This window comes from Kiritimatiella glycovorans (assembly GCF_001017655.1).
GTDB lineage: Bacteria > Verrucomicrobiota > Kiritimatiellia > Kiritimatiellales > Kiritimatiellaceae > Kiritimatiella > Kiritimatiella glycovorans.
Genome location: NZ_CP010904.1, coordinates 2,560,974 through 2,573,494, shown reverse-complemented (window position 1 = coordinate 2,573,494; position 12,521 = coordinate 2,560,974). Strand labels below are relative to the sequence as shown.

Genomic DNA, 12,521 nt, shown 5'->3' with positions numbered 1-12,521 from the left:
CCTGTTTCCTGACTTCCGAATCGGGATACCCGATCAATGGATCAGGTCGTAGAGCGGCTGTTGCAATGTTTTCGGGCCGAACATATCAAGGAATTGGCCGGGAAGTTCCACTACATGGGAGAAGGACATGCCGGCGGGGATACCATGCGGTTGGTGGAGGCCTATGGTGAATGGATGGCTTTGTTTCTCTGGGGGTCAGCGGCCTATCGGCTGAAGGATCGCGACGCCTATATTGGCTGGAGCGGCCCTCAACGCGCCCTGCGTCAGAAGCTGATTGTGCAGAATCGGCGTTTCACACTGCTGGTTGATCGTGGGGCGCATCCGAACCTGGCTTGAACTCATTCGCGGACACTGGGGGGGGTATCGAAAGCCGCAACCCCTGGCGCAAGGATGCCTGTCTGCTCGAAGACAAGACCCGCAGTCGAAACCCTGCCATCGTGGCATCGCTTGCCATGCTCAGAAATCTGGCGCTGTTCTTCTTCAATGAACAGCAAGCTCACTCCACCCTTACCGGATTCGTTGAGGGCGTCGCTGCCGACCCCTCCAAAGCTTACTCCATGCTCACGGCCCGTTCGTGACCACGCCGTGACAGGCCGTTTAAGACGGGTCGATTAAGCGTATCCGAGTAAAGGTGGCGGTTAAGTGGGCGACGAAGGGTCCGCTGAAGTGTGGACTGCGCCCTTCCACGAACCCTTAACCGCATTCTTCACCGCAACACTTACCCGGATACACGTAATCGAACCGCTTTCTCTGACTTCCGAATCGGGACCCCCGATCAATGGATCAGGTCGTAGAGCGGCTGTTGCTCGAATAGGGGTGACCCTAATGGGGCCGGCGCATCCGGTGCGCCCGGAGGACGCGCTTTGCCCTGAGTCCGATGAATGCTCAGGGACGCGCAGGAGGAGCGGCTATTGGAACAGGGCGTGAGCCGGGGTTTCGAAAAACTCCCGGACAGGCATTCCGCCGGTCCCGATCACCAGGGTCCGGTGTGGCGTGAATTGCGCGTTAAACTTTTTCAGCCCGTTCAGTGCATCTCGTTTCCGGCCGCTTTTGACTTCGATGGCGAGGTGCCGCTTTTCGCGGGTGAGAACAAAGTCGACTTCATCATTCCCGTGTCGCCAGTAAAAAAGGCCGAGCCCGTGTTCAAAGGCCATACGGGTTAAATGCGCCCCCACCGACGATTCGAAAAAATGTCCCCACCGGTCGGGGGTTTCCCGGACGGTTTCAAAGGGATCCGGATTCAATGCCGACATTAAGGCCGTGTTGTGTACCTGAAGTTTTGGGCTCGATCCGCGCGTACGGATCGTGTTTGCCGTGAATTTCTGCAGTCCGCAGAGCAGCCCCGCGGTATCCAGCAGTTCCAGATAGTGGGCGAGCGTAGTGGTGTTTCCGGCGTCCTGGAGCTGCCCCAGCAGTTTGGTGTAGGAGATCACCCTTCCGGAGTTGACGGCGCCGAGATGAAACAGTTGGCGAAGCAGGGCGGGTTTGTCGATGCGCGTCATGAGCAGGACGTCCTTCGTGATGGCCGGTTCGATGAGCGCATCGCGCACATATTGCTTCCAGCGCGATTCGTCGGAAAGCAGCTCCGCCGGCCCGGGATAGCCGCCGAAATAGATGTACTGATCCAGCGTGATGCCGAACGCCGAACGCATTTCTGAATACGACCAATGCGGAACGCGGATCAGTTCGAATCGTCCGGCGAGCGATTCCGACATTCCCTTCTGGAGTAGCAGGGCGGATGAGCCCAGCAACACCGGCTGAATGGCGCAACCGGTCCGCGAGTCCTCATCCCACATCTTTTTGACGGTTTCGCTCCAGTTGCTGATTTTTTGAATTTCATCCAGCACGAGCAGGATGGTCTGGTCGGGATGCCGTTGCGCCTTCAGCCGAGCCCGTTCCCATTGCTGGGCCACCCATAAGCGGTCTGCACGGGCCTCGGCATCGGCTGCGGCAAAAACGAACGATCGGTCCGTCGCCTCAAGGACCTGGCCGATGAGGGTCGTTTTCCCAACCTGACGCGGACCGAACAGGATCTGAATGAAACGGCGCGGACCCTGCAGCCTTTCCAGCAGGACGTCAAAATAGGCTCTTTTATATTTAATCTTCATGGTGAGTAAAATTACTCAATATAGTGAGTAAGTAAAGAATTATTCGGCGGTTCGGGATCTGACATTACAGTCGAAGGCGACCTTGGCGGCCTGGCGAGAGAAAAGTTGGTTCGAACCCGTCACTTCAGCGGACGAAGTACCGCCGTCGAGTCCAACCGTTCTCTGTGCCCTGGGGTGAAGCTCGGTTCCGATCCGGGTATACGTCCCGACAAGAAGGCTCTCGCGTCGCGAGAGCCGGATGTGATATGTCATCAGGGTCCGGAAGGAGAGGGGAATGTGAAGATGTTCTTGCGTCTGATCGGTATATTCGCGCTGGTGCTGATCGTGCTAATGGCGGCGGCGGTACTGTTCCTGAAATACGGCTTGACCGGTACCGTGCGCGACCGGGTGCTGCCCGAGGTGCAGCGGAAGACTCAGGCCGAGCTTTCGCTGGAGCATGCGGCGGTCGCCCCGCTGGCCGGGCGCATAACACTGGAAGAAGTAGCGGTCCGCAATCCGCCCGCCTTCGTCGGCGGCGATCTGCTGACGGTCGAACACGCCGAGGCCGCCGTCGAACTGTTTTCGTTCCTGGGCGATGATACCCGCCGCATTCACCGGGTGGTCCTCACGGATCTGCAGCTGAATCTCGTCCGCGACCGGGAGGGTCGCCTGAACGCGGTCGAGTTCATTCGGGACCTTCAGCAGGCGACGGCGGCAGGGAAGCCGGACACGCCGGCCCCGGAAGAGGAAGGGGAGGACGGGAAATCGGTCGGAGCGGCGTCCCCGCCGCTGGCGCTGGGTACGCTGGAAGCGGATGGCGCGGTGACCCTGGAAGACCGCGCGGGAACTAACCTCCCGCCCCTGGCCTTCGATTACCGGATACGCGGCCGGAACCTCTCGACCCGCCCGGCGAAGGAAACGCCCCCCGGCGAGATCTACCTCATGGGCGACCTCCGCGTCGGCGATAAGGTGTCCGAGGTCAATGTCAATGCGACCGTGGAGCCCCTCGTCGATCCCGCCGCACCGACCTTCAGTCTGGAGGGCCGGATCGCCGACCTCAGTCCCCAGTTGATCGACCGATGGCTGCCCCGGGCCGGTCTGAGTACGGCGCCCTTTACCGTCACCATGAAGGTTGCGGCGCAGGAGGGCGAGTTCGAGCCCGGCTCCACCCTGGGGCTGGAACTTGCGGACGTGTCGTTCAGCGGGAAGTTAACGGGAGGAACCCCGCTTCACCTCTCGAAGGTCCGGCTCGACCTGCCCGTGCGCGGGAGTGTGCGCAAGCCGGTCGTCGACTGGAAATCCTCGGTCCAGCGGCTCGTGCGAAATAATCTGCGGCAGATTACGACCGACACCGCGCGAAGCATTCTCGGTGATCGGATGGGTGACGCGAAGGACCTGGCCGACCGGTCCGGGCGCGGGGTGCTCGAGGGTATCCTCGGCCTCGCCCTCGGCACGAACCGAACCGTCGAGACCGGGCAGCAGACGAATGCGGCACCGTCCGCGGGCGGAGAATCCGAAGCGCGTACGAATACGTCTCCGGATCAGGCCGCCTCCGACGGATCGGGGACGCCCGCCACAGCCGAAGCGCCGGCAGGGGAGGGCCGGGAAGCGGAGCCGGAACCGGAGACGGTGGAAGAACAGTTGCTCCGCACAGTGCAGAAGACCGCGCAGGCGACCAATCGCGAGGAGGCGGTCAGGCAGGGGGTCCGGGATTCCCTGCAGTTCCTGCTTCGTAAGGCCGCCGATGACCGGCGCGAGCGGGAGTCCGGAACGCGCACGAATCGCACGGACGGCGAGGGGGGCGGCTGATGGCCACGGTGCCGGGGATTGCTCTGCTGCTGATCGCCGCCTATCTGCTCGGCGGCGTGCCGTTCGGTCTGCTGGTGGCCCGGCGGCGCGGGGTCGATCTCCGCGCCGCGGGCAGCGGCAATACCGGCGCGACCAACGTGTTCCGTTCCGTGGGACGGAAGTGGGGAGTGCTGACCTTTCTGCTCGATGCGCTGAAGGGATTTCTGCCCGCGTTCCTGTTCCCGCTGTGGACTGCCCAGTCGGGGGCATGGGGAATCATTTTCGGCGCGGCCGCCGTGCTCGGACATAATTTTTCGCCGTTTCTCGGGCTGCGCGGCGGCAAGGGGGTCGCGACGAGCGCCGGGGTACTGCTCGGCGCGGCGCCTGCGGCGATGCTGCTCGGACTGCTCGCATGGACCGCCCTGTTTTTCGGCTCGGGCTTCGTTTCGCTGGCCTCCATCGGCGCGGCCCTGACGGTGGCGCTGGCGGGGTGGTTCCTGTATGCCGGCAGCGGGCCGGCGCTGCCCGTACTGCTCACGCTGCTCGCGGCGCTCGCCGTGTGGCGTCATCGATCCAATATCGCCCGGCTGCGCAGCGGGACGGAACACCGCTTTCACCCGTGGCGGAGCCTGCGGAACAGGACCGCCGGACCGGAAGATTCGGGAGGCCGCTCTTGAAGGCCTGCGTAATCGGGGACGGCGGCTGGGGGACGGCCCTCGCCATGACGCTCGCGTCCAACGGTCACGACGTCACCGTCTGGGGACCGTTCGAAGAGAACCTCCGTGCCGTCCGCGAGAAGCGTGAAAACGTCACGTTCCTGCCCGGCGTTCCCGTCCCGCCCGAAATCCGGTGGACGTCGTCGCCCGGCGAGGCCGCGGCGGAGGCCGGGCTTGTCCTGGTGGTCGTACCCTCGCGCTATTACCGCGACGTGATCCTCCGTTTCCGGGAATGCCTTCCCCCGGGCAGCCTCGTGGTCAGCGCCACGAAAGGACTCGATGAGGAGACCTACAGCCGAATGACCCGGGTCGCGGCGGAACTGCTGGACGGCCGCTTTGTCGCCGCACTCTCCGGTCCCACGCACGCGGAGGAGGTGGCGCGCGGCTACCCCGCCGCCGCCGTGGTCGCCGGCGCGGACCACGCCGCGGTGGGGGCGATCCGCGATGCCTTCATGAACCGGCGCTTCCGGCTCTACACCAGCGAAGACGCGGCCGGCGTGGAATACGGCGGGGCGCTCAAAAACGTGATCGCGCTCGCCGCCGGGATCAACGACGGCATGGAACTCGGCGACAGCGCCAAGGCGGCGCTGATGACGCGCGGGCTGGTGGAGATCGCCCGCCTGGGCGAGGCGCTGGGGGCGCGTCGCGAGACCTTCGGCGGGTTGAGCGGAATGGGCGATCTGATCGTGACCTGCACCAGCCGGCACAGCCGGAACCGGGCAGTCGGCGAGCGGCTGGGCCGCGGGGAAAAGCTCTCCGAGGTCATGGGCGCCATGAAAATGGTCGCCGAGGGCGTGTGGACCTGCGGGGCGGCCGTCAGCCTCGCCCGAAGCCAGGGCATCGAGATGCCGGTCACGGAGGAAGTCCGGCGCATCGTGCACGAAGGCAAAGATCCGCGCCGGGCGATGGAAGATCTGATGGGGCGGGAGGCGAGGAATGAGTGAAGAGTTGAGTGGGAAACCTGAGACCTGAAACCTGAGTGAAGAGACCTGAGACCTGAGTAAGAAATGAGTGGGAGACCTGAGTGAAGGGGTCTCTTACTCAAGTTTCAGGTCTCAGGTCTCTCACTCAAAATACTCACCTCCCTCACGCCGCCGCCGCTTTTTCTCCGCCTGGTGTTTTTTGTTCTGAAGCATCCGTTCTTTGGCCCGGCGTGAGCGCCGCCGCTTCGCGCGGCGTATTTTTTCGATCTCCCTGCGTTTCTCGCTTTTTTCGCCCTTACGTTGTTCCTCGATCTTGCGGCAGAGTTCGCGGCGCGCGAAATACCGGTTGTCGGCGCGCGATCTGGACCGCTGGCAGCGGACTTCGATCCCGCTGGGGATATGGCGAAGCTGCACGCACGAGGAGGTCTTATTGATTTTCTGCCCTCCGCTTCCGGAGCCTTTAATGAAACTCTCCTCGAGGTCGCTCTCCTCGATACCGAGCGACGTCATCTCCCGCTGCAGGGCTTCCCGTTTGGCTGGACGTATCATGGGAATGAACGTATAACGAACCGCCCGATGTTTGAAGACTCCATTCTGATCACGGCGCTCGCGAGCGGATCCGGCCCCCGTGTTCCGGTCGTGGCGGGGTGCGTCTTCGGCATCCTCCTGCTGGCGGGGGTGCTTATCGACTTGTACTGGCTCCGCACCCGCAAGCATGCGGGGTTGAACGTGCGCTGGATGAACCGGAGGATGATCAACCGCGCCTGGCCGCTGCGCGGATTCCTCGGTCTCCTCCTGCTGCTGGCCGCGTGTCACGTGCTGGGCTGGATGGTCACCGTAGCCGCAGGCCGATGGGGCGGGGGGCTTTCCGAACCCGCGGCCGTGCTGGTGCAGAGCGTGTGCTTTCACGGCGCCGGGCTGCTGTTGATCGGCCTCTACATGGTCCGGAGCGGGCGGGGGCTGCAGGAGTGCTTCGGGATGGGGCCCGTCCGGCCGGACAAGGTGTTCCTGCGCGGCCTGCGCTACTATCTCGCCGCGATGCCCCTGATCTGGGCCGGCGGCCTCGCCTACCAGTTTCTGCTCCGCGCCGCGGGAACGCCGGTCAATCTGCAGCCGGTCGTCCACATCATCCGCGCCGCGGAACACCCGGGCTGGATGGCGTACTTTATTCTGCTCGCCGTGGTCGTGGGCCCCCTCTTCGAGGAGCTTTTCTTCCGCGGCATCGCTTTCCCCGCGGCGGCACGCTATCTGGGCGTGCCCTGGGCGATCGCCGCCGTCTCCGCCGCCTTTGCCCTGCTGCATATGCACGGGCCTACGCTGGTCCCGCTCTTTCTCGTTTCGGCGGCGTTCTGTCTGGGGTACTGGCGCACGGGCTCGCTCTGGGTCTCGATCGTCATGCACGCCTGCTTTAACGGAGTAAACCTGGTGCTGCTGCTGGGTTCCGGATGAATCCGGAAAGAAAAACACCATGGAGAACGACGGATGACGATCTCGAGCATGAAAAACGGGAGGCGACGGGATGGCAATTGCAGGCATTGATATTGGCGGGACCAAAACAGCGGCCGCGGTGGGCGACGAGCAGGGCACGCTTCTGGATGCCGTGCGGGTGCCGACCGACCCCGGGGACGGCGAGGATACCCTTCGCAGGCTCACGGAACTCATTGACCCCCTGATCCGCCGCCACGCGCCGGACGGGCTGAAGGCGGTCGGCGTCTCCGCGCCGGGCCCGCTCGACTGCCACGGGCAGCGGATGCTCACAAGCCCCAACATGGACTGGTCCGGGCTGCACCTCGGTTCACTGCTCAGGGAGCGCTTCGACGCGCCCGTCTACATGAACAACGACGCCAACGCCGCGGCGCTGGCGGAGTGGATGTTCGGCGCGTGCGCGGGAGCCGATCCGTTCATCTACCTGACCATGAGCACCGGCATCGGCGGAGGCATCATCTCCTCCGGCCGTATCCTGCAGGGAGTCAACGACAACGCCGGAGAGATCGGTCACATCACGCTGGAACTCGACGGTCTGCCCTGTTCCTGCGGGCTGAAAGGGTGTTTCGAGGCCTACTGCGGCGGGCGCGCCACGGCCGACCGGCTGCGCGCGGAGATCGTCGACCGCCATATCGATACGCTGATCCTCGAAGAGGCGGGCGGGGATCCGGCGCGCATCTCCATGCGCGAGTTTTCCGCGGCCGTGCGCCGCCGGGACCCGTACGCGCTCGAGCGGTGGGACGAGTACATGGAACGGATGGCCCAGGGCGTCGGTTCGATCCTGATGGCCTTCAACCCGGCCGCCGCCGTGCTGGGCACGATCGCCATGCATGAAGAGGATCTGGTGATGGACGACCTGCGGGCCAGGCTCAAGGCGTATACCTGGAAGCCCGTCTACGACGGGTGTCGGCTCGAGGTCACCCGCCTCGACCGGCTGGGTGAACGCGGCGCGCTGGCCGTGGCCCTGGCGGGCCTCTCCGGGACGCAGCATGTCTGAGCATCTTGCGGAACTCGAACTCGTGCTCGCGAGCGGTTCGCCCCGGCGGCGCCGTATGCTCAAACAGCTCGGCCTGAACTTCAGGGTCGCGGTTCCGGCGATCGACGAGGCGGCGCTCGCCGGAGAGGGGCCCGAAGCGCACGCCCTCCGGCTCGCCGCAGAGAAGGCGCGCGCGGTCGCGGCTCCAGGGAATGCGGTCGTGCTGGCGGCGGATACCGTGGTCGCTCACCGCGGAGATATCCTCGGCAAGCCCTCCGGCGGGCGGGAGGCCGCGGCGATGCTCCGCCGGCTCTCCGGCCGCACCCATCGCGTGATCACGGGCGTGTGTATCCTCGCCGGAGCACGCGAACAAACATTCTCCGTGTCTACGGAGGTCGAATTCAAAACCCTGACGGCGGCAGAGATCGAGCGCTATGTCCGCACCGGCGAGCCGATGGACAAGGCGGGGGCGTACGGCATTCAGGGCGGCGCGGCGCCGATGGTCCGCGCGATTCGCGGATCGTATACCAACGTCGTGGGCCTCCCGCTCTGCGAGGTCGTCGAAGGCCTCGAAGAGGCGCAGAAAAGGGACGGGCCACGAAAAGGCACAAAAGGGTTCTTCGCAGATTTTTGTGGTGGAGCCGTTCGGGGAAGAGGCGGGATGGAAGACGACAAACGTTCGTAGTAGCGCCGCACGCCTGCCCCTCGGCAGGCCGGGCGCGTGAGCGTAACGGCCCTTGTCCGCTGCGCGGACCTGCGGGCCTACTACGAACGTAAGAGAGAACGCACCATTTCTTTGCCTGTGCTCTTCTCATTCATCTTTGCGATTTCCGGGTGGGGCGCGATCTCTCCGCCTTCGGCCCTTTATGCCTTCGGCGGACAGGCTAAGCGCGCCGGTTTTGCGGATGGCTCGGAGGTCCGTCCCTACCTTCACATGAAGAGCATGAAGGTTGGTTGAGGGGGGGTGAACATAATTCGTACTCTTACTCGTACTCGTACTCGTACTCGGAGCGCCGAAGGCGCGATCCCCCTCCCCCGATTCAAGGAATTCGAGTACGAGTACCGCTTCGCTGAGTACGAGTACGCGTACGTTTTGACGCGAGCGGACTTGCCGCCGCTCACCATAAAAATTACGAAGAACTCACAAAAGGCAGCGATTCTCATTATGGCTTCACCCTTTTCGGTCGGGGTGGCACCCGACCCTCCCAATGCCCAAAAAGGCGTCGGATATCGACTCGGGAGGGACGGCTGCCACGCCGTCCGCGGTCGGAATGCGGCCATAATGAGAACTGCTGCACAAAAGGCTCAGAGGAGATAGAGAGCCACGAAAGGGCACAAAAGACTCAGAAGAAATGGAGAAATGCCGGGAGACGGGATCAGAGGTGACCGGCCCTGTTCCTCTTCTGCTCTCCTGAGTAGCCCTGTCCTATAGCTCTTCTGTGCTTTATGTGCCCTTTCGTGGCCGGTTTTGTCCCCCGTCTACATTTTTTGTGCCTTTTCGTGGCCGCGCTTTTACTCGCCCCTTTTTTATGTTCTCCTGAGGCCGTGGAAATGGATAGAGGACTGTACATTATAGGGACGCCGATCGGGAATCTGGACGATTTCTCGCCCCGCGGGTGCGAGGTGCTGGGGGCGGCGGACGTGGTCTTTGCCGAGGACACGCGGCGGGTGCGGAAACTGCTGTCACGCTTTGAGCTGAAGACCCCCGCCGTGAGCTGCCACCGGTTCAACGAGGCCTCCAGGGTCGAGGCGGTGCTGGGTCGCATTCGGGACGACGGCGAGGCCGTGGCGCTGGTCAGCGACTCCGGGATGCCTTCGGTCTCCGACCCGGGCGCGCGCGTGGTCCGCGCCTGCAGGGAGGCGGGCCTCTTCGTGACCTGCATCCCCGGGCCCACCGCCGTGAGCACGGCCCTGGCCCTGAGCGGGTTCGGCGACCGCGGACACGTGTTCGCGGGATTCCCGCCGCGCAAGCCCGCGAAGCGCCGGCGCGAGCTGGAACGCTGGAAGGATACGGAACTTCCGGTGGTGTTCTACGAATCGCCGTACCGGATCTTCTCGCTTCTCAAGGACGTGGCCGCGGTGTGCGGCGATCACCGCACGGTCTTTTTCGCCCGCGAACTGACCAAGCTCTACGAAGAGACCCGGCTCGCCGAAGCCGCGGAACTGCGCGACGCACTCGCAGACCGCAAGCTCAAGGGTGAGTGCGTACTCATCCTGGGGCCGGAAAATTCATGAGTCCGCGTACCGGCCCGACCGGCTTCCGGACCCCGTGAGCGGAAGGGGATCCGGCCGGGGAAAACGGGGCGGCGAACATTTTTAGTTGCCGATGCGCCGCGCCATGCTGTTAGTATGCGTCCCGGCGATAAGGCCTGCCCGGACGGCTCGTTTTATGAATTCCGAAACCGCGAAAAAAAATGACGAGATACTGGCGTGCGTGGAGGGCGACCAGGCGTGTGTCGAGGTGCGCGGCCGCGGGACGTTCAAGGTGAGCGGAAGCCTCAAGCGTTTCGTGGACAAGGAAGTACGTGAAGAAGGCGTGCGCCAGGTGCTGATCGATTTTTCGCACTGCGTGAGCATGGACAGCACGTTCATGGGTGTGCTCGCGGGGCTTTCACAGCGGCTCCGGGCGAACCGGGGCCACCTCATCCTCTTCAATCTGTCCCGGAAGAATCGCGAACTGCTCCATACCCTCGGCATCGATCGCGTCCTGGAGCTGGTCGAACCCGAACAGGTTCCTTCGCAGAGCTGTTCCATAGATTCGGGACGTCCCATTTATCTCAACGGCAACAACGAAGGCCGCGAGGAACAGGCCCGGATCATGCTGCGCGCGCACCGCACGCTGGCCGAGCTGAACGAGCAGAACCGCGACCGCTTCCGTAACGTCATAAAATTCCTCAGTGAAGACCTCGACCGGATGAATCATTCCGGATAGACCCCGCAGGGTACGGCGCCGGCACGCGAACAGGAAAAGCGAATGAACGCGGAACTTGTGTCCATCTGGTTTTATCGCGTGTTCTCCCCGCTTCTGCTCGCCGCTCTGCTCTTTCTCGCCTATCGCCTCTACCGGCATATCGCCCGCCTGCGCGGCCAGCGCGACGAACTGCTGCAGAGCAAGAACACCGTCTACGAATTTCTGCACGACATGGGCGACATGTTTTCGGATGCGGAGCGCTACGACATCCAGGAGATGATGGATAAGGCGCTCTACTACGCCACGCGCACCTGCAAGGCCCGGTCCGGGGCCGTCTACCTCCTGGACGAGGATCGCGACCTGCTGAAGGCCCGGGCACAGGCCGGGGTTTTTCCCCCGCTCCACGATGAACACGGCATGGAGGGGGGGCAGGCGATCCTCAAGTCGCGGCGCATCGAGGAGAGCGTCCAGTCCTATGCGTTCGCCCTGGGCGAGGGCCTCGTCGGAGATGTCGCCGTCCGGGGTCACAGCATCCTGCTCGAAGACGCCGAGCTGGACGAACGGGTGCCCCGGCACCGGATCGATTTTCTCCGTATCCATACCCTCATGGCCGTTCCGATGCGTTTCGGGCGCAAGACGGTGGGGGTGGTGGTGCTCGCGAATCGCGTCGACGGAGCCGCCTTCACCCGCGCCGATCTCGATCTGCTGCAGTCGCTCGCGGATCAGATCGCCATCCCCCTGCACTACATGGGACTGAACGAGCAGCTCGAACAGAAGCGGCAGCTCGATCGCGACCTCGACGTCGCCCACGAAATCCAGCGCATGCTGCTTCCGCAGCGCCTCCCCGATATACCCGGCGTGAAGCTCGCGGCCTTCAACCACCCGGCCCAGGTCATCGGGGGCGATTACTACGACTTCATCCGCATCGACGACCGGCACCTGGGCATCGTGATCGCCGATGTCTCCGGCAAAGGAATCGGCGGCGCGATGATCATGTCCATCTGCCGCAGCGTGCTGCGTGCGAAGGCTTCGCTCTACCTCTCTCCCGCGGAGACGCTGGCGGAGCTGAATCGCCTGGTCACCGCCGATCTCGCCGAAGACATGTTCGTGAGCATGCTCTACATGGTGCTGGACCTCGATACGCGCGAACTCGTGGTCGCACGCGCGGGCCACGAGCGGCCGCTCCTGCTCCGCAACGGCGAGAGCCGCTGGATCGACGGACCCGGCATCGCCATCGGATTGACCAACGCCGATATCTTCGAGACGGCGATCCGCGATGTGCGCGAGCAGCTCCAGCCCGGCGATCTGCTGACGGCGTACACCGACGGCATCACCGAGGCAATGGATTCCGAGGATAACGAGTGGGGTGTGGAACGGCTCGAAGAGGCCGTCCAGACCGCCGGTCCGAACGGCCCCGACGCCCTGCTCGAGAATATCCGTCAACGGTTACTCCGGTTCGTCGGGGATCGCCCCCAGAACGACGACATGACGCTGCTCGCGTTCAGGGTGGACTGAGGCTGAGCGTGAGCGCTGAACCCTGAGTAAGAAAGGCGTTCTCCGTACCAATGGATTTTGGTTATTCGTGACAAAAATCCAGAAGAACCAGAAAATAATTGAATCCCCCCTCCCTTAACC

General features: G+C 63.7%; 13 protein-coding genes. 11 read left to right on the top strand and 2 right to left on the bottom strand.

Annotated elements, in window-relative coordinates:
• Nucleotides 1-36 precede the first annotated feature (36 nt).
• Nucleotides 37-336 (top strand): Druantia anti-phage system protein DruA, encoded by a 300-nt coding sequence (locus tag L21SP4_RS10735; protein WP_052882650.1) that lies wholly within the window; start codon nt 37-39, stop codon nt 334-336.
• Nucleotides 333-578, top strand: coding sequence for a hypothetical protein (locus tag L21SP4_RS12985; protein WP_144413838.1), 246 nt, complete (start codon nt 333-335; stop codon nt 576-578). Before L21SP4_RS10735 ends, L21SP4_RS12985 begins: the two co-directional genes overlap by 4 nt.
• 330 nt (nt 579-908) lie before the next feature.
• On the opposite strand, the gene L21SP4_RS10730 is transcribed toward L21SP4_RS12985, so the two are convergent.
• Nucleotides 909-2,108, bottom strand: a complete 1,200-nt coding sequence (locus L21SP4_RS10730) for an ATP-binding protein (protein ID WP_096335077.1) — start codon at nt 2,106-2,108, stop codon at nt 909-911.
• A 276-nt stretch (nt 2,109-2,384) separates the two neighbouring features.
• Here L21SP4_RS10730 and L21SP4_RS10725 point away from each other — a divergent pair, with 276 nt between their 5' ends.
• The 3 genes from L21SP4_RS10725 to L21SP4_RS10715 are packed head-to-tail and all read left to right on the top strand — an operon-like array spanning nt 2,385 to nt 5,535.
• Nucleotides 2,385-3,896, top strand: a complete 1,512-nt coding sequence (locus tag L21SP4_RS10725; protein WP_052882649.1) for an AsmA family protein — start codon at nt 2,385-2,387, stop codon at nt 3,894-3,896.
• A complete protein-coding gene (plsY, locus tag L21SP4_RS10720; RefSeq protein WP_052882648.1) occupies nt 3,896-4,552 on the top strand; it encodes a glycerol-3-phosphate 1-O-acyltransferase PlsY in 657 nt (218 codons plus the stop codon). The genes L21SP4_RS10725 and plsY overlap by 1 nt, the downstream gene beginning before the upstream one ends.
• Nucleotides 4,549-5,535 carry an NAD(P)H-dependent glycerol-3-phosphate dehydrogenase gene (locus L21SP4_RS10715; RefSeq protein ID WP_074041473.1) on the top strand — a complete coding sequence of 329 codons (987 nt, stop codon included), beginning with the start codon at nt 4,549-4,551 and terminating at the stop codon, nt 5,533-5,535. Before plsY ends, L21SP4_RS10715 begins: the two co-directional genes overlap by 4 nt.
• A 120-nt stretch (nt 5,536-5,655) precedes the next feature.
• Here the strand turns inward: L21SP4_RS10715 and L21SP4_RS10710 are convergent, their stop codons facing one another.
• Nucleotides 5,656-6,063, bottom strand: coding sequence for a peptide chain release factor family protein (locus L21SP4_RS10710; RefSeq protein WP_052882647.1), 408 nt, complete (start codon nt 6,061-6,063; stop codon nt 5,656-5,658).
• Between the two features lie 27 nt (nt 6,064-6,090).
• Between L21SP4_RS10710 and L21SP4_RS10705 the strand changes: the two genes are divergently transcribed.
• The 6 genes from L21SP4_RS10705 to L21SP4_RS10675 all read left to right on the top strand — a co-directional run bounded on the left by L21SP4_RS10705 (nt 6,091) and on the right by L21SP4_RS10675 (nt 12,401).
• A complete protein-coding gene (locus tag L21SP4_RS10705; protein WP_052882646.1) occupies nt 6,091-6,963 on the top strand; it encodes a CPBP family intramembrane glutamic endopeptidase in 873 nt (290 codons plus the stop codon).
• Nucleotides 6,964-7,033: 70 nt separating this feature from the next.
• Nucleotides 7,034-7,996, top strand: a complete 963-nt coding sequence (locus tag L21SP4_RS10700) for an ROK family protein (RefSeq protein ID WP_074041472.1) — start codon at nt 7,034-7,036, stop codon at nt 7,994-7,996.
• Nucleotides 7,989-8,660, top strand: a complete 672-nt coding sequence (locus L21SP4_RS10695; RefSeq protein WP_074041471.1) for a Maf family protein — start codon at nt 7,989-7,991, stop codon at nt 8,658-8,660. Before L21SP4_RS10700 ends, L21SP4_RS10695 begins: the two co-directional genes overlap by 8 nt.
• A gap of 866 nt (nt 8,661-9,526) precedes the next feature.
• Nucleotides 9,527-10,210 (top strand): 16S rRNA (cytidine(1402)-2'-O)-methyltransferase, encoded by a 684-nt coding sequence (gene rsmI / locus L21SP4_RS10685; RefSeq protein WP_052882643.1) that lies wholly within the window; start codon nt 9,527-9,529, stop codon nt 10,208-10,210.
• A gap of 154 nt (nt 10,211-10,364) precedes the next feature.
• Entirely contained in the window at nt 10,365-10,907 is a 543-nt protein-coding gene (locus L21SP4_RS10680; RefSeq protein ID WP_052882642.1) for an STAS domain-containing protein, read from the top strand.
• Nucleotides 10,908-10,949: 42 nt separating this feature from the next.
• Nucleotides 10,950-12,401, top strand: coding sequence for a PP2C family protein-serine/threonine phosphatase (locus tag L21SP4_RS10675; RefSeq protein ID WP_052882641.1), 1,452 nt, complete (start codon nt 10,950-10,952; stop codon nt 12,399-12,401).
• Nucleotides 12,402-12,521 lie beyond the last annotated feature (120 nt).